Genomic DNA, 15939 nt, shown 5'->3' with positions numbered 1-15939 from the left:
GCGATGCCCTCCGTCGGCGGTGTTGCGCGGATGCCACGCCATCCCGATCGCGACCTCCGGCAGCGGCAGCGGTATCTCGAACACGCCCAAACCGATCGCGGGTAGGGTGCCGGCGCTCGACATGGCGGGCGCGGAGCAGACCAGGTCGCTGCCGCGCACCGCGAACAGCGCGCTGGTCAGCGTCGGCACGGTGGCCACCACACGCCGGGTGCGGCCGTGCAGGGCGAGACGGTCGTCGATCGGGCCGTGCGAACGACCGTTGCGCGAAATGCTCACATGCGGTGCGGCCGCGTACGCGGCGACGGTGACGCGATCGGTGACCAGGGGATGGTCGGCGGCGGCGACGCCGATCACGCGGTCGGTGAGCACTCTGCGCACGGTGGTCTCCGGGTCGGTGTGGTCGATCACTCCCACTTCGAGATCGACACGCCCGTCGCGCAGCGCGGCGGTGCCCTCCAGGATGTCGGGCAGGAAGCGCAACGTGACGCCCGGCGCCTGGGCCCGCACCGCGGCCAGCAGGGGCCCGGCCAGTTCGGTGAGCACCATGTCGCCGGCCTGCACCGCGAACGTCCGGCGCAGCGCCGCCGGGTCGAGGTCGTCGCGCGGTGTCAGCAGCGCGCGCCCCTGCTCGACCAGCGTGCTGACCTCGTAGCGCAATTCCAGTGCACGTGGTGTAGGCACCAGGTTGCGACCCGCGCGCACGAGCAACGGGTCGCCGAGCACCCCGCGCAGTCTGGCCAGCGTCCGGCTCATCGCGGGCGGCGAGGTATGTAGGCGCTGCGCGGCCAGGGTGACGCTATGGGTGTCCAGCAGTGCGTCGAGGGCCACGAGAAGATTCATGTCCAGCGCTTCCACCCTTGGATTATCGCCAACGCAAACAGCGGCTCCCGGTATTGCGCGGGCGATAACCGGGGGCGAGTCGCACCGGAGCGGCGACTCCGGAGGGTAATCGACGAAACCGTCCACGATCGAGCACGTCATAGCACCGTCCCTCGTCCTCATGTGGCCTGCTGACCTCCGGATATGCCCTGCACGCGTCGGCTATGGGCCGCGGAACACGCTCGGATGACGGCGCTGGAATCGGGCGATTCGCGCGGGCTCCCGCATACCAGCCGGACGCCTCGGCACGACTTCGCCGAGCGACGCCCGAGTTCGGCAGTCGATGCAATTGTGCGCACGCACCATTCCGCCGACCGATGACCGGAAAGAAGTGCCGCGCGCACCACAGCCCACCGTGTCCGGCGCCTGCCGCGTCGCACGAGAGAACCGGAATGTCGGATCGAACAATCTCACCGCACGACCCGCCAGTGGCGGAACACCGCCGGGAAGTACGGGCACGGAGGCCTGCCTAGTGGTTGACCCGGCCGCTGCCGCCCTCGTACGGAAGCAGTTCCGCCTCGATCGGGTCCGTCGGGGGCGCCACCGGCCCCTGCCCTGCCTTGCGGCGGGTGGCCAGTCCCCGGTAGGACTCCGGCTTGACTCGGCGGAACACCTGCGCCATGCGGGTGTGCAGGGGCAGACGATATTTCAGATCGCCGAGCATCTCGTCGATGTTCTGAATGGAGAACGGGACGACTGCCGTGCCGTGCGCGTGGCGGCCCGGCGTGCGTTCCTCCATCCAACTCAGGCGGGCGTCGATCTGCTCGTCGAGTTTCGCGGCGGGCGGCAGAGTGAGCCTGCCGGTGAGCAACGCAGCGGTCCAGTGCGCGGCGACTTCCGCGTTCAGCGTGCTGATCACCGACGAGTTGTAACCGGCGAAGGTCAGGTTCGGGACCTCGAGCGGCAGGATCTGGCGGTGCAGGCGGAAGTTGCCGTGCTCGTCGGTGAGCCTGCGCTGGATATACGGCGTGAGGAAGGGCACGCGCTGCTGGAATCCGGTCGCGCAGATCACCACGTCGGCCTGCAGCACCTGCCCGGTGGACAGCCGGACCCCCGGCGCCGCCTTCGGGCCGCCGCCCATCTCGGTGATCGTCGTGTCCCGATGCACCGTGATGCGTCCGTTGGCCACTTGCTCGTAGAAGCCCTCGCTCACCAGGCTCACGGTGCTGTCGGCGATCTCCTCGAACCGCCCGCCGGGCACCAGACCGAGTTCACGCAGGTGGGAGTGCTTGGTGACCAGTTCTTGGATCAGGTCGAAGTTGCTGATCCGGACCGATTCCCCGGGACCGTCCAGGAACCGGTCCATCCAGCGGGGCCGCAGGTAGTGGAAGTGCGCCTCGCCGAAGCGGGTCAGCATCAATCGTTCGTAGTCGATCACCCGGGCCAGCTTGCGCGGCATCTTCCACAGCAGCCGTCGGGCCACCACCGAGGTGGACGCCGCGACCTCGCTCACCGCGGTGGCGATGTCGCAGGCGGACTTGCCGTAACCCACCACGACGACCGACTTGCCGCGCACCGACTCCAGATCGGTGAACTCCGAGGAGTGGCACAGGCGGCCGCCCGCCGCGCGGAACCAGTCGGCGCCGCGGTACTCCGGCATCGCGGGGTCGCTGAAGATGCCGTTGGCGATCACCAGGTGGTCGCACGACGCCCGATGAATTCCGCCCTCGTCGCGAATTTCCAGCAACCAGCCGCTGTCCACCGGATCGGCGGCGACTACCTCGGTACGCAACCGCAGGTGCTCGGTCAGCCCGAAGTGCTCGGCATAGGCGGCCAGATATGCCTGCATATGCGGCCCGTCGAGGACGCGCGGGTAGTCGGCGGGCATGGGGAAGTCGGAGAAGTGATAGGTGTCCTTGGAGTTCTGCGTTTGCAGTCCCGGGTATCGCCGGGTCGCACTCCACACGCCACCGACATCGGGTGCGCGGTCGAAAATCTCGACCGGAAAACCCTCCTGTTTCAGCACTTTCGCGCAGGCGAGACCTGCGATACCCGCACCGACGATCCCGATGCGGCTTCCGCTTGTCATGGGCAGGAGACTACGTCGCCAGCGGCGCGCAGCAAAGTCGGTCGACCGAATCCGCTCGTCAGCGTACTGCGGGCGCACTCACCGGAACGACGGGAAGCTCCTGCAGCCCGCGGATCAGGATGCTCTCTCGCCACCGCAGGTCCACGTCGTCGAAGGCGGGCCGCAGCAGCGGATAGCGCCGCACCAGCCGGGTCAGCGCGACGCGGGTTTCGAGCCGGGCCAGACCCGCCCCCAGGCAGTAGTGGATGCCGTGGCCGAAGGCCAGGTGGCCGTTGGCGCCGCGGTCCGGGTCGAATGCCGCCGGCGCGGGGAAGTGCCGTCCGTCGTGATTGGCCGATGCCACCGAGACCAGCACCAACTCCCCCGCCGGGATGACGCTGCCACTCAGCGGGACCGGCGCGGTGGTGTACCGCAGGGTCGCCACATTGACCGGTCCGTTGTAGCGCAGCATCTCCTCCACCAGCGGTGCGACGCCCGCGGGGTCGTCGCGCAGTGCCAGGTAGCGGGATGTATCGGTGAGAAGTTCCAGCACGGTGTTGCCGATCAGGTTCACCGTGGTCTCGTGACCGGCGACCAGGATCAGGAAGGCCATGGAGATCAGCTCGTCGTGGCTGAGCCGGTCCCCCTCCTCGGTGGCGAGCAGCAGCTGGGAGATCAGATCCTCGCCCAGCCCTTCCTCGCGCCGTCGGGCGATCAGCCCATCGAAGTAGGCGACGATGGCGTCGGTGGCGGTGCGCATACCCTCCGGGGAGGACATGGGACTGTCCACCACCGCCGCCGACCACTCCCGGAACCGCGCGCGGTCCTCGACCGGCACGCCGAGCAGTTCGCAGATCACCGTGATGGGCAGGGGGAACGCGTACTCGGCGAGCAGGTCGACCGGCCCGGCGTCTGCGGCGCGACCCATCGAATCGAGCAAATCGTCCGCGATCGCCTCGATCCGGGGTACGAGGGCCTCCATTCGCGCGGGCGCGAATGCCGGGGTGACGAGTTTGCGCAGCCGCGAGTGCCGCGGCGGGTCGGCGTTGAGCAGATGGTGGCTCAGGCGTTGGTTGACCGCCGTGACGCCGCTGTCGCCCGCGGCTGAACGCCGGGCGTGGGCGCCCACCGGAGTGTGCGGGTCCTTGCGGACGTCGGGATGGCGCAGCACCTCCTTGGCGGCGTCGTAGTCGACCACCAACCAGGCACGAACGCCGGTGCGCAACCGGATCCGGTGCACCGGCCCCTCGGCACGCAACTGCTGGTAGAAGACATGCGGCGTGCGAAAGAAGTCCGCGGGCAGCTCTCTCATCCGGTCGGTTCCCCCTCGGTTCGCGAGTGTTGTTGCGGCCCTTCGATAGTGACACCGATCACCGGCGGCGGCCAGGCCACGCGCCCGGACCGGCCGTCCGATCACCGTGGCCGATAGCCCCGGCCGGGGCTGCCGCGCGCCGTTGCCACTGTCCGGCTACCCTGCGCCCATGAGTTCGATCGCGCCCGTCCTGCGGCGCGCCCGGATCGCGAACTCGTTCGCGTTCGGTCTGCAGGGTTTCTTCCTCGCCGTGGTGCTGACCGAATTGCCGCAGCAGAAGGAGCAGTTCGGCCTTTCGGACGGGGTGATCGCCGTCTCGGTCGTGCTGATCTCGTTGCTGGCAGGCGGCGGCAGTGTCCTGGCGGAACGGCTGGCGCTGCGCTGGTCCAGCCGCGCAGCGGTGCGGATCGGGCTGCTGCTGGTGGCCGTCACCGGCTCGGCGGCGGCGTTCGCGCCGAACACGGCGCTGCTGGTGGCCGCGCTCGGCTGTTACGGAATCGCGGTCGGGATCGTCGACGCGAGCACCAACATGCAGGCGGTGTTCATCCAGCACGGGTACGGGACGTTCATCCTGTCGTCGTTCTACGCCGCGTGGAGTGCCGGAACCATAGCCGGAGCGCTGTTCGTCTCCGGATGCGAGACACTGGAGGTGCCGCTGCGCGAATCGCTGCTCGTGGCCGCGGCGATCGTGCTACTGCTCGGCTGGGCGCTCGGGCCGGGGCTGCTCGGAGCGCGGGACGCGGAGACGAGTCCCACCGAGACCGCCGCGCCCGGCCCGGCGGTCGCGCTGCGCGCGTATCTAACGTTCGGGATCGCGGCGGCGTTCGTCTTCGCCGTCGACCTGGCGGTGGGCAACTGGTCGGCTCTGTACCTCACCGAAGACCTGCTCGCCGGTTCGGCGACCGCGGCACTCGCCTTCGCCGCATATCAGGGGACTTCGCTGGTCGCCCGCGCCGCAGGCGATGCGCTGGTGCGCCGCTTCGGCCCGCGCACTGTGGTGCGGGCCGCCGCGGGCACGGGGGTTCTCGGTCTGGCGCTCGTGGTCGCCGCGCCGAGTCCGGCCGTAGCGATCACGGGCTTCCTCATCGCGGGTGCCGGCCTGCCCGTGATCGCGCCGTTGTGCTTCGGCGCGGCCGGGCAACTCGCGACGGGACGGGAACTCGACGCACTGATCGCGCGTCTCAACCTGTTCAACTATGCGGGAACCCTGCTGGGCGGCGGCGTGGTCGGCGTGGTCGCGGCGAGCGCCGGGCACCGCGCGGGCTTCGTGCTCCCGCTGCTGTTCGCCGTGGCCTTGATCGCACTCTCCCGCGTCTTCGGCCCGCGGCGCGCCGCAAGCGCGCCGACCGCTCCCGATCCGCGAGAAACGACAGCGACGTAGCCCAGCGCGACCGCGCTGACCGCGCCGAGGACGATCGGCATTCGACCGGAACGAGCGCGATGGCGAGAATTCGCTCGGCGGCACCCAAGGGATGACGAAATGTCGCTTAGATTCCGGGAAATGAGATCGACACCTGGTCGTGTGCTCTGATGGAGGTATGAGCAACGTCCCAGTCATCGTCGACCGGGCCGGACTGTGGGACGCGGAAGCGCTCAGTGATGTCGCGGCGGCGACGTTTCCGCTGGCGTGTCCGCCCGAGGCGACGCCCGACGACATCGATGTCTTCGTCAGCGAAGCGCTGTCGGGCGAACGATTCGGCGAGTACCTCAACGACCCGGCCCGGATCGTGCTCAAAGCCGTCGCGGACGACGACATCGTCGGATACGCGATGCTGGTCACGGGCGGCCCGGCCGACCCCGCGGTGGCGGAATCGGTCGGGCCGCACCCGATGGTGGAGATCAGCAAGATGTACGTGCTGCCCAGCCATCACGGCACGGGGGTCTCCACCGCGCTGATGAAGGCCGCACTGGATTGGGCGCGCGCGGAGGGGCGCCCCGGAGTCTGGCTGGGCGTCAATCAGGAGAACGTGCGCGCCCAGCGCTTCTACGCCAAGCACGGCTTCGCCGAGGTGGGCACCAGGGCATTCACCGTCGGCAACCAGGTGCATCGCGACTACGTACTACGGCTGGTCTTCTAGCTCCGGCTCAGCGCAGGAAATCGACGAGCGCGGTGTGGAACGCGGGGTCCAGCACCGCCATCAGGTGATCGCCGGGCACCACGGCGAGTGCGCCGTTGGGCAGCGCCGCGGCCAAGCGCTCGGGTTCGGCGGCGAACGGGTCGTCGGCTCCCGCCAGCACCAGGGCGGGCACGGTGATGTCCGCCAACGTCTCGATGGGACGATCGTCGAGACCCGTCGCCACCGCGTGGATGGCGTCCACGTCCGCCCCGACCGCGTCGGCAAGCACCCGGAACATCTTCGCGGTCGGCGACGCGCCCGTGCCGTCCCCGGTCATCGCGGCTCGGAGGTCGGGCAAATCGATGACGCGGCGGTCGACACCGCCACAGTCCAGCACGCCCGAGCCGATGCCGCCGACGGCCAGCCGCCGCACCCGCTGGTCGGTCGCGGCCACCAGAAGCGAGATCACCCCGCCCATCGAGTATCCGACCTGCGCGACCTCCTCGAAGCCCAGCTCGTCGTAGAGCGCGCGCACGTCACGCGCCATGGCCTGCCACGAGTACCGCGCCGCCTCGTGCGGCTTACCGGAACGCCCGTGGCCGCGCGCGTCCAAGGACACCACGGTGCGCCCGGCGGCTTGCAGAGCCGCGACCACGCCGGTGCTCATCCAGTTCGCATTGGTGTCCGCGACCACCCCGTGCTGCAGCACGACCGGGACGCCCTCGCCCTCCCACACCCGATAATTGAGTTCCAGGCCGTCCCATGTCTCAAACTTCGCCATGCCGGGATCGTAGTGCACGCGACGGCACCCGATCGCCGAACTGGACGTTCGACCGAAACGCCGCTCAGCCCAGCAGACGGGCCCGCAAGGCGGTGATATCGCCGTCGGTGAGCCGCAATCCGTCCCGGACGTAAGCGTCGAAACTTCCGTAGGTCCGGTTCGCCTGGTCGAAGGCGGCGTCGAGCCACGACGCCTGGACGCCGTTGAGCGGATCGTCCTGACTCGCATTGCGGAACCGGTTGGACAGCAGGTAGTCCTCGGTGACGGTGGCTCGGTCTACGCCGAGCAGGGTGAGCAGCACCGCCGCCGCCCAGCCGGTGCGATCCTTGCCCGCGGTGCAGTGGAACAGCACCGCACCGTCGGCGCCGATGATGTCGCGCAGCACCGACGCGAACGCCTCGTCGGCACCGGGCGCGGTGATGAACGCGCGATACAGCCCGTCGCCTCCGGTCAGCGTGGTGGCGACGACCTCCGGCGGAGCCTGGCCGATCACGTCGGCCCAGTGCGCCGTCGCGCCTGCGGGAAGCCGGTCCGGCCCGAGTGCCCGCTCGTAGACCGTGCGCAGGTCGTGGACCGAACGCACACGGCGATCGCTCAGCGCGGCCAGATCCTCCGGCGTCGCGTTGTTCAACTGCCCCGTTCGATACACCAGACCGGAGCGCACGACCCGGCCGTCGGTCGTGCGGTACCCGCCGATGTCACGGGCGTTCTGCACCCCCCGCAGGTGCACAGCGGGATCGGCTACGACGGCCGCGGGCGGGTCGGCCTGCGCGACGCCGGCTACCGGTCCGAAAGCGACCGCCAGACCGGCCGCCATCGCGACCGGGCCACGGAAACGAGGGGCCATTCGGCTGCTCCAATCATCGGTCTGCGGGCTTGCACGTCGTCCTCGCCGAACCAGCGAGGTCGGTCGCTAGGCCGCGATTTCGAACCGCGACAGTGCGAGCAAGCGCGAGATGGCGCGCAGGTACTTCTTGCGGTAACCGCCCTCGAGCATCTCGGCGGAGAAGATCTCGTCGAGCTTCGCGCCCGATACCGTCACCGGGATGCTCGCGTCGTAGAGCCGGTCGGCCAGCACCACGACGCGCAGCGCCACGGCCTGATCGGTGACCGGATGCACGTTCGAGACGAATACCGACGAGACCCCGGAGATGAGCGCGCCGTACTTCGACGGATGCAGTGTGCTGAGGTGCTTCAGCAGCGCGTCGAACTCGTCGAGCGTCGACCCCGGTGTGATCGCCGCCCGCTCGGCCAGTACCTCCGGCGCGGTGGGCTCCGGCGCGGGCGGCAGGTCGCGGTGGCGGTAGTCCGGCCCGTCGACGCGCACCGCCTCGAAGATGGCGCCCAGCTTCTTGATCTCGCGCATGAAATCCTGTGCGGCGAAACGTCCTTCGCCGAGCTGGCCCGGCAGGGTGTTCGACGTGGCCGCGATCGAGACGCCGGCGGCGGACAGTTCGGTCAGCAGCCGGGAGACCAGCATGGTGTCACCGGGATCGTCGAGCTCGAATTCATCGATGCACAGCACACTGTTGCCGGAGAGACGGTCGAGGGCGTTGGCGAAGCCGAGCGCGCCGACCAGGTTGGTCAGCTCGCCGAACGTGCCGAACGATCTGGGCGCGGGCGAGCTGTGGAAGATCGAGGCCAACAGGTGGGTCTTGCCGACACCGAACCCGCCGTCCAGGTACAGGCCCGCGCCGTTGACCTGCTTCTTCTTGCCGAAGAAGCTCTTCTTGTGCGCGGCCTTGCTGATCTCGGCGACCTGCCCGGCGAACTCCTCGGCCTTGCCGACCGCCGCCGCCTGGCTCGGTTCCTTCGGGTCGGGGATGTAGGAGGCGAAGCTCACCTCGTCGAACATGGGCGGAGGCACCATCTGGGCGACGAGCTGATCGGCCGGGACCTCCGGGTGACGATCGACGAGGCGTTCTTGCATGGACGAAGCCTAGAGACGTGGTGTGATCTGGTCTCATGCAGCGTAGCCAGAATGCGATCCAGCTCACAGGACTCAGCCCCGACGACCTCGCGCAGTTGTACGCCTTCCCCGCCGCGCGCGACGCGCCCTGGGTAAGGGCCAATTTCGTCTCCAGCATCGACGGTGCCGCGACCAGCGGGAACCTCACCGAAGGCCTGGGCACGCCGGCCGACCGGACGGTGTTCATGTTGCTGCGGGAACTGGCGGAGGTGATCGTGGTCGGCGCGGGCACGGCGCGCGCGGAGAACTACGGCGGGGCCCGTACCGACCCGGCGCGCCGGCGCGCGTTCCACCAGCGCGGCATCGGCGGCCATCCCGACGGCGCGCCGCCGCCCATCGCGGTGGTCACGGCGAGCGCGGCGATCGACCCCGGCGCGCGCCTGTTCACCGATACCCAGGTGCCGCCGCTGATCATCACGACGGCCACCGCCCCAGCGGATCGCAAACAAAGCTTGGCGGACGCGGGCGCCGAGGTGATCGAAGCGGGTGACATCGCGGTCACGCCCAACGGGCTGCTGCGGGTGCTCACCGAGCGCGGCCTGCTACGCGTGCTCACCGAAGGCGGCCCGCACCTGTTCGGCGAACTGCTGGAGGCCGACGTGGTCGACGAACTCTGCCTGACCACCGCCCCGCTGCTGGTCGGCGGCGCGGCGCGGCGAATCTCGCTGTCCGCGCACGAGTTCCGTGTCCGCATGACGCGCGCGCACGTCCTGCTGGACGACGACGGCACGATGCTCACCCGGTGGGCCCGTCGATGAAAGAACAGCCCGAACCTGGCAGGCTGTAGCAATGCGCTGGACTCGGGCCGCCGTGCTTGCCGCCACCCTCTCGATCGTGACCGCCGGTTGCGGCGCGGGACCGTCGGATCGTCCCGGTGTCGCGGTGCAGCGCCCGCCCGTCGCGGGCACCGCGACGACCTCCGCCGCACCCGCGCCGCCGCCGAACGCGGAGCTGCCCAAAACCGATCTCAGCTGGCGTGAATGCACCCAGCCGACGTTGGATCAGCTCGGGCTCGGCCCCGCGCCCGAGGGACTCGTGCTGGACTGCGCGGAGTACTCCACCCCGATCGACTCGACCGGGGCGGTGCTGGGCAGCTTCCGTGCCGGCGCGTTGCGGGCCAGGCTGGCGCAAACCCCGGCCGACGCGCCGCCGCTGGTGCTCACCTCCGGTTCGGATCGCTCCTCCTCGGCCACTCTGGCCGGACTGGCCGCGGGCCCGGCCTCCGCGCTGCTGGCCGCCCGCCCGATCGTCGCGGTGGACCGGCGCGGCATCGGCACCTCGCAGCCGATCGACTGCCTGCCACCGGACATCCGCCACGGCCTGGCCGAGAACGCCCAGTCCGCGGGCGACCCGGTGGCGCGGATGACGAAGCTGAGCCAGGACGGCACCATCGCCTGCCGCGACTTCCTGCAGCCCTATGAGGGCGCTTTCGACGCGCCGCACGCCGCCGACGACATCGAACAATTGCGCAGGCAGTGGCAGGTGGAGCACATCGCGCTGCTGGGCACGGGCAACGGTGCGAAAGTCGCGCTCAGCTACGGCCGCAAATACGGCGACCACCTGGCCCGGCTGGCGCTCGACTCCCCCGAGCCGGTCGGGACCGATTCCGTGACCCGTGCCGAACAGGCTGTGCAGGGCGCCGAGGCGGCGCTGACCGCGTTCGCGCAGCGCTGCGTCGGAGTCGGCTGCTCACTCGGCGCCGACCCGCGTGCCGCGGTCACCGATCTGGTGAACCGGGCCGCGACCGGCGGGCTCGGCGACATCTCGGCGAACGCTTTGCTCACCGCGGTGTCGGGCTTCCTCGGCAGTCCGCGAGCCGATCAGGCCACCCGGGTCGCCGAACTGTCCGACGCGCTCGTCGCGGCCGGCCGCGGTGACCGGGGCTCGCTGAGCGCTCTGGTCACCCGCGAAACCGCCGCGATCGGGAGCGACGGCCAGTTCGTCAACCGGTGCACCGACACGCAGCTGCCGCCGACGCCGGACAAGGCCACCGAGCTGGCCGGTACGTGGGCGGGCAAATATCCCGTCTTCGGCAAAGCGGCGGCCATCGGGCTGATGGAGTGCGCTGCCTGGCCGGTGTCGGCGGCACCACCTATGCCGGAGAAGCTGGGAGTCCCGGTGCTCGTGCTGGGCGGGGTCGCCGACCCGGTGGTCGGCAACGGTGGGCAGTCGTCGGTGACCGGCGCGCTGGGTTCCGCGGGCGCCCGCCACGCGGCGCTGTCCTGGCAGGGCTTCGGCCATCCGGTGTCCGCCCACTCCGGCTGCGCGCAGCGGGCGGTGGTCGACTATCTGAAGGACGGCAAACTCCCCGCCGACGGCACCGCCTGCCCGGCCTGACCCCGCTCGAGCAGCTGTTGGAGCGGCGAGTCGGGCAGGTCCGGCCAACCGCCGGTAACCGATTCGGTGTACCGTGCCCCAGTGTTCCTTCGACAGCTCGAGCCCCGGACCGCTCGCACCACCGCCGAGGTGATCAAGTTCGCACTCTGGCCCCTGGCGGTCATGACCGTGCTGAACCGGGTTTTCATCAAGGCTGTCAACGGCTTCATCACCGACGACTACCGGCCGGTCTACCAGGCGTCGCTCGACTTCTTGAACGGGCGCCCGGTATACACCGCGAACTTCGACTCGGTGGACCCGCATTACCTGTACCCGCCCAGCGGCACCTTGCTGATCGCGCCGATCGCGGCCATCGACTACGAGAAGTCGCGCTGGCTGTTCATCGCGCTGAACGCGATCGCGATCCTCATCGCCTGGTATCTGCTGCTGCGATTGTTCCGCTACACACTGAACTCGGTCGCCGCGCCCGCGCTGCTGCTGGCGATGTTCACGTCCGAAACCGTGATCAACACGCTGGTGTTCACCAACGTCAACGGCTGTGTGCTGCTGGCGGAGCTGATCTTCATCCGTCTGCTGCTGAAACGGCAAGACCTCTGGGCGGGCGCGGCGCTCGGATTGAGTATCGCGGTCAAACCGACCCTCGCCCCCTTGCTGTTGATCGCGCTCGTGCGCGGGCAGTGGAAGGTGTTCGTCACCGCGCTCGGGGTGCCGCTGGCGCTTACCGCGATCGCCTGGCCGCTGTCGAAGGATCCGGAGAAGTTCCTCACCCGCACCGCGCCTTACATCTTCGAATCCCGCGACTACTTCAACAGCGCGATCGTCGGCAACGGCGAGTACTACGGGCTGCCCCCGTGGCTGACCTGGGGTATGCGCGTAGTACTCGGCGTACTCGTGCTGATCTCGCTGTGGCTGCTGTACCGCTACTACCGCGAGGACGAGCTGTTCTTCGTCTGCACCTCCTCCGGCGTACTGCTCACCGCCTCGTTCCTGCTCAGCTCGCTGGGGCAGATGTACTACTCGATGATGCTGTTCCCGTTCCTGATGACGGTGGTGCTGCGCAACTCGGTGCTGCGCAACTGGCCGGCCTGGCTGGCGATCTTCGGGTTCATGAGCTACGACAAGTGGCTGTCGGACCGCTGGCAGCACATCGGCCGCAACCTGGAATACCTGCGCATCACCTTCGGCTGGGGCCTGCTGCTCATCGTCGTGTTCTGCGTGCTCGGCGACCGCTATCTGGCCGCGCGGCGGGAAGGCCGACTGCCGTTCGGCATCGATCCCGCGTGGATGCGGTCCGCGCCGGACCCGCGCGGCGAGGCGCCGCAACGGCCCGCCCCTGCTCTGCCCGCGGAAACTTCCACGCCGCATAACGGTGCGGCGCCCGTGGAGCAGGATCGTATTAGCGTGGAGCCATGAGTTCCGAAGCCGACACGTCCCTGCCCGCGCCGCGCATTCAGCTCACGCCCCAGGAATGGCGGTTGAAGCTGGACCCCGAGGAGTACGCGGTACTGCGCGAGGCCGCCACCGAACGGCCGTTCATCGGCGAGTACACCGACACCACAACCGAGGGCGTCTACATGTGCCGGGCCTGCGGAGCCGAGTTGTTCCGCAGCACCGAGAAGTTCGACTCGCACTGCGGCTGGCCGTCCTTCTTCGATCCTGCGGCGTCCGAGGCGGTGATCCTCCGCTCGGACGACTCGCTCGGCATGCACCGGGTCGAAGTGCTGTGCGCGAACTGCCACAGCCACCTCGGCCACGTGTTCGAGGGCGAGGGGTACAACACGCCCACCGACAAGCGCTACTGCATCAACTCCATCGCCCTGCGGCTGCACCCCTCGGACAGCGCAGCGGAGTAACAGCCCGACGCTCATCGGCAGCGTACGGAGCCCCAGCGCTCGGCGCATGCCCCGAAAACATTGGGCAAGCGGTCCGGTGCGGCATCAGGGCAGGGCTGCGATCAGCTTCTCGACCTCCACGCGGGGGCCGGTGAAGAACGGGATCTCTTCGCGCACGTGCCGCCGGGCGTCGGTGGCCCGCAGGTCGCGCATCAGATCGACGATGCGGTGCAGTTCGGGCGCCTCGAAAGCCAGGATCCACTCGTAGTCGCCGAGCGCGAACGAGCTGACGGTATTGGCCCGCACATCCGGGTAGTCACGCGCGGCCTTGCCGTGTTCGGCCAGCATCCGGCGGCGTTCCTCGTCGGGCAGCAGGTACCACTCGTAGGACCGGACGAACGGGTACACGCAGATGTAGGCGCCCGGCTCCTCGCCGGCCAGGAATGCCGGGATGTGGCTCTTGTTGAACTCGGCGGGACGGTGCAGCGCCGTGTTGCTCCAGACCGGCGCGCTGGCCCGGCCCAGCTCGGTGGTGCGGCGGAAATCTGCGTACGCGGCCTGCAAGTCCTCGACCCGCTCGGCGTGCGTCCAGATCATGAAATCGGCGTCGGCGCGCATCCCGGCCACGTCGTAGATGCCGCGGACCACGATGTCGCGGTCGGCCAAGCCGTCGAAGAACGCCTTGGCCTCCTTGGTCGCGGCATCCCGGTCCTCACCCAGCACTCCGGGCTGCACCTGGAAGACCGAGAACATCAGGTAGCGGATGGTGGAGTTGAGAGCTTGATAGTCGAGTCGCGCCATAGCACTATCGTGCCACTCGCTCCGGAACACCCGCGTCGCCGGGCGCGAACTGCTCGATGTACGCCCCGGGCATCCGGAACCTCGAGGGCGCGCAGCTGACGCTGGATTTCGCTAGGCACATATGCGGACCGCAGACGTAGACGTCGGCGGGCAGGTTCGGTGTCAGTAGATCGACCCGGGCCGTGCCGGACGCCGGGAGCCGGTTCCTCGTTTGCCCGCCGCTACGCCGATTCGTGCGCATCTTCAGCGGGAATTGCCGAGCAGGGCCGCGAAAATCGGCGATATCACATCAGCGGTATCGCACCGGATCTCGTTGTCCCGGCGGGCACGCCCCCGGTCCGCTCAGCGCGCGCTGTCCGCACCCACCGTCGCCGCGATCCGCTGTGCGGCGGCTGCGCCGGAGGCGACGCACGCGGGCACCCCGACGCCGTGCAGGTACGCGCCCGCTAGCGCCAGCCCGTCGAGCGCCGCGACCTCGGCTTCGACGGCCGCGATGCGGGCCGGATGGCCGGGCGCGTACTGGGCGAGGCCGCCCGGCCAGCGCTGCACGACAGCCTCGATCGGCTCGATGGCTGCCCCGGTGACGGTGGCCAGGTCCTCGGTGGCGGCGGTGACGAGTTGCGCATCGGGCCACGACAGCGGGGAGTCGTCCCCGAATTTGCCGAACGAGACGCGGACGAGGGCCGTTTCGCGTTGCGCGAGATGCGTCCATTTGCGGCTCGACAGGGTGAACGCCTTCGCGCGCAGCGGCTCTCCGGTGGCTACCAGGATGCCGGAGTTCTGCGGTAGCGCGGTCTCGCGGGGCAGTGCCAGCGCGACCACCGCCGACGAGGAGAGTTCGACGCCCGCCAGTTCCGTCGCGGCAGCGGGAGCGACGGTCCTCAGGAGTCGCGCGGTCACCGGCGCAGGGGTAGCGAGCACCACCGCGTCGACGGCACCGATCGGGTCGACCACCCAACCGCGCAGCCCCCTGGCCAGACGTGTTCCCGGGGTCGCGGTGACGAACCTCGCCCCGGAGCGTTCGGCGAGTGCCTCGAGCAGCACCCGGTACCCGTCGCGGATGGCACCGAAAACCGGGGCGTTCGAAGGTGGTGGCAGCGCGGCGCCGACGGCGGCGGTGAGGCTGGGCGCGCCGTTGTCCAGCGCGGCGGCGAGGGTGGGCAGCGCGGCGCGGACACCGATGGATCGGGAGCTTCCGGCGTACACACCACCGAGCAGGGGGTCCACGCTGCGCTCGGCGACCTGCGTGCCGAAGCGGTCGGCGACCAGATGGTAGACGTCGATATCGGAGCCCGGCTTCCAGGTCAGCGGCCGGTCGGGTTCGGCGGCGATCCGCCGCAGCGTCTCGGCGTCGACCAAATCGCGCATCGACTCGGCGTTCGATGGAACACCCATCAACGTGCCCTCCGGAAGCGGATGGGCGGCTCCGGAGGACCACACCAGTGGCCGCAGACCGGCAGGCGTCACCAACTGCGACTCGAGCCCGAGTTCCCGCAGCACCGCGGGTACCTCCGGCCGTCGGCCGACGAACGCTTCCGCGCCGAGATCCAATGACTCCCCGGCCAGTTCACCGGTGTAGAGGATGCCACCGACCCGTTCGGCGCGATCGAGCACGACCACGTCGGCATCCGGCCCGAGCAACGTCCGCAACCGATACGCGGCCATCAGCCCGCTGACCCCACCGCCGACCACCGCGATACGCATGCCTCGACCGTATCGTGTCCCGCCACGGCGACCGTCCAACGGTCGACGCCCGAATGACCCGTAACACGTGGTGTTCACCGCGACAGCAGCCGTGCCGCACGCGGCTACCGCCCGGACCGGAACCCCGCCCGATCAGACGAGCCTCGCGGCGGACGGACACGCGTGGAGCCGGTGGACGCGGTTCTCCTTGTGCACCGGCTCGGGCGACCGAGGCCCGGCGGGTCAGTCAGCGCATGCGGACTCCCGACCGGCATTGCGG

At 69.6% G+C, this 15939-nt stretch carries 14 protein-coding genes; 6 read left to right on the top strand and 8 right to left on the bottom strand.

Annotated features, from left to right (window positions below; all coding sequences use genetic code 11):
- The 3 genes from ACFU5M_RS02530 to ACFU5M_RS02520 form a co-directional block, all read right to left on the bottom strand.
- Positions 1-846 (bottom strand): LysR family transcriptional regulator (locus ACFU5M_RS02530; RefSeq protein WP_379042465.1); only part of this gene is annotated, 846 nt, incomplete at its 3' end.
- A gap of 502 nt (positions 847-1348) precedes the next feature.
- Positions 1349-2908 carry a flavin-containing monooxygenase gene (locus ACFU5M_RS02525; RefSeq protein ID WP_379042435.1) on the bottom strand — a complete coding sequence of 520 codons (1560 nt, stop codon included), beginning with the start codon at positions 2906-2908 and terminating at the stop codon, positions 1349-1351.
- 58 nt (positions 2909-2966) lie between these two features.
- Positions 2967-4199, bottom strand: coding sequence for a cytochrome P450 (locus tag ACFU5M_RS02520; protein WP_379042431.1), 1233 nt, complete (start codon positions 4197-4199; stop codon positions 2967-2969).
- A gap of 169 nt (positions 4200-4368) precedes the next feature.
- On the opposite strand from ACFU5M_RS02520, the gene ACFU5M_RS02515 reads away from it, so the two are divergent.
- Together ACFU5M_RS02515 and ACFU5M_RS02510 are read left to right on the top strand one after the other, a co-directional pair.
- Positions 4369-5580 (top strand): MFS transporter, encoded by a 1212-nt coding sequence (locus ACFU5M_RS02515; RefSeq protein WP_379042428.1) that lies wholly within the window; start codon positions 4369-4371, stop codon positions 5578-5580.
- Between the two features lie 157 nt (positions 5581-5737).
- Positions 5738-6277 carry a GNAT family N-acetyltransferase gene (locus ACFU5M_RS02510; protein WP_379042425.1) on the top strand — a complete coding sequence of 180 codons (540 nt, stop codon included), beginning with the start codon at positions 5738-5740 and terminating at the stop codon, positions 6275-6277.
- 7 nt (positions 6278-6284) lie between these two features.
- Here ACFU5M_RS02510 and ACFU5M_RS02505 read toward each other — a convergent pair whose 3' ends face one another.
- From ACFU5M_RS02505 to zapE, 3 genes are all read right to left on the bottom strand, one after another.
- Positions 6285-7037 (bottom strand): alpha/beta fold hydrolase, encoded by a 753-nt coding sequence (locus ACFU5M_RS02505; protein WP_379042422.1) that lies wholly within the window; start codon positions 7035-7037, stop codon positions 6285-6287.
- A 64-nt stretch (positions 7038-7101) separates the two neighbouring features.
- A complete protein-coding gene (locus tag ACFU5M_RS02500; RefSeq protein WP_379042419.1) occupies positions 7102-7884 on the bottom strand; it encodes a tyrosine-protein phosphatase in 783 nt (260 codons plus the stop codon).
- A 66-nt stretch (positions 7885-7950) separates the two neighbouring features.
- Entirely contained in the window at positions 7951-8967 is a 1017-nt protein-coding gene (gene zapE, locus ACFU5M_RS02495) for a cell division protein ZapE (RefSeq protein WP_379042416.1), read from the bottom strand.
- A 35-nt stretch (positions 8968-9002) separates the two neighbouring features.
- Between zapE and ACFU5M_RS02490 the strand changes: the two genes are divergently transcribed.
- The 4 genes from ACFU5M_RS02490 to msrB all read left to right on the top strand — a co-directional run bounded on the left by ACFU5M_RS02490 (position 9003) and on the right by msrB (position 13196).
- Entirely contained in the window at positions 9003-9764 is a 762-nt protein-coding gene (locus tag ACFU5M_RS02490; protein ID WP_379042413.1) for a pyrimidine reductase family protein, read from the top strand.
- Positions 9765-9795: 31 nt separating this feature from the next.
- On the top strand, positions 9796-11343 hold the full coding sequence (locus ACFU5M_RS02485; RefSeq protein WP_379042410.1) for an alpha/beta hydrolase: 1548 nt from the start codon (positions 9796-9798) through the stop codon (positions 11341-11343).
- A gap of 81 nt (positions 11344-11424) precedes the next feature.
- Complete coding sequence (locus tag ACFU5M_RS02480; protein WP_379042407.1) at positions 11425-12756, top strand: glycosyltransferase family 87 protein; 1332 nt, start codon at positions 11425-11427, stop codon at positions 12754-12756.
- On the top strand, positions 12753-13196 hold the full coding sequence (msrB, locus tag ACFU5M_RS02475; protein WP_379042404.1) for a peptide-methionine (R)-S-oxide reductase MsrB: 444 nt from the start codon (positions 12753-12755) through the stop codon (positions 13194-13196). The genes ACFU5M_RS02480 and msrB overlap by 4 nt, the downstream gene beginning before the upstream one ends.
- An 84-nt stretch (positions 13197-13280) precedes the next feature.
- Here the strand turns inward: msrB and hemQ are convergent, their stop codons facing one another.
- A complete protein-coding gene (gene hemQ / locus ACFU5M_RS02470; RefSeq protein WP_379042401.1) occupies positions 13281-13976 on the bottom strand; it encodes a hydrogen peroxide-dependent heme synthase in 696 nt (231 codons plus the stop codon).
- A gap of 342 nt (positions 13977-14318) precedes the next feature.
- Positions 14319-15680, bottom strand: coding sequence for a protoporphyrinogen oxidase (locus tag ACFU5M_RS02465; RefSeq protein WP_379042398.1), 1362 nt, complete (start codon positions 15678-15680; stop codon positions 14319-14321).
- Between the last annotated feature and the right edge of the window lie 259 nt (positions 15681-15939).

This window comes from Nocardia sp. NPDC057455 (assembly GCF_042802775.1).
GTDB lineage: Bacteria > Actinomycetota > Actinomycetes > Mycobacteriales > Mycobacteriaceae > Nocardia.
This window is presented reverse-complemented; position numbering and strand designations above follow the sequence as displayed.

Excerpts from the sequence above, each read along its gene's own strand:
- ACFU5M_RS02510 (WP_379042425.1), top strand. The coding sequence starts at position 5,738 with ATGAGCAACGTCCCAGTCATCGTCGACCGGGCCGGACTGTGGGACGCG.
- ACFU5M_RS02490 (WP_379042413.1), top strand. The coding sequence starts at position 9,003 with ATGCAGCGTAGCCAGAATGCGATCCAGCTCACAGGACTCAGCCCCGAC.
- ACFU5M_RS02485 (WP_379042410.1), top strand. The coding sequence starts at position 9,796 with ATGCGCTGGACTCGGGCCGCCGTGCTTGCCGCCACCCTCTCGATCGTG.
- msrB (WP_379042404.1), top strand. The coding sequence starts at position 12,753 with ATGAGTTCCGAAGCCGACACGTCCCTGCCCGCGCCGCGCATTCAGCTC.
- ACFU5M_RS02525 (WP_379042435.1), bottom strand. The coding sequence starts at position 2,908 with ATGACAAGCGGAAGCCGCATCGGGATCGTCGGTGCGGGTATCGCAGGT.
- ACFU5M_RS02505 (WP_379042422.1), bottom strand. The coding sequence starts at position 7,037 with ATGGCGAAGTTTGAGACATGGGACGGCCTGGAACTCAATTATCGGGTG.
- ACFU5M_RS02465 (WP_379042398.1), bottom strand. The coding sequence starts at position 15,680 with ATGCGTATCGCGGTGGTCGGCGGTGGGGTCAGCGGGCTGATGGCCGCG.
- zapE (WP_379042416.1), bottom strand. The coding sequence starts at position 8,967 with ATGCAAGAACGCCTCGTCGATCGTCACCCGGAGGTCCCGGCCGATCAG.
- ACFU5M_RS02500 (WP_379042419.1), bottom strand. The coding sequence starts at position 7,884 with ATGGCCCCTCGTTTCCGTGGCCCGGTCGCGATGGCGGCCGGTCTGGCG.
- ACFU5M_RS02515 (WP_379042428.1), top strand. The coding sequence starts at position 4,369 with ATGAGTTCGATCGCGCCCGTCCTGCGGCGCGCCCGGATCGCGAACTCG.
- hemQ (WP_379042401.1), bottom strand. The coding sequence starts at position 13,976 with ATGGCGCGACTCGACTATCAAGCTCTCAACTCCACCATCCGCTACCTG.
- ACFU5M_RS02520 (WP_379042431.1), bottom strand. The coding sequence starts at position 4,199 with ATGAGAGAGCTGCCCGCGGACTTCTTTCGCACGCCGCATGTCTTCTAC.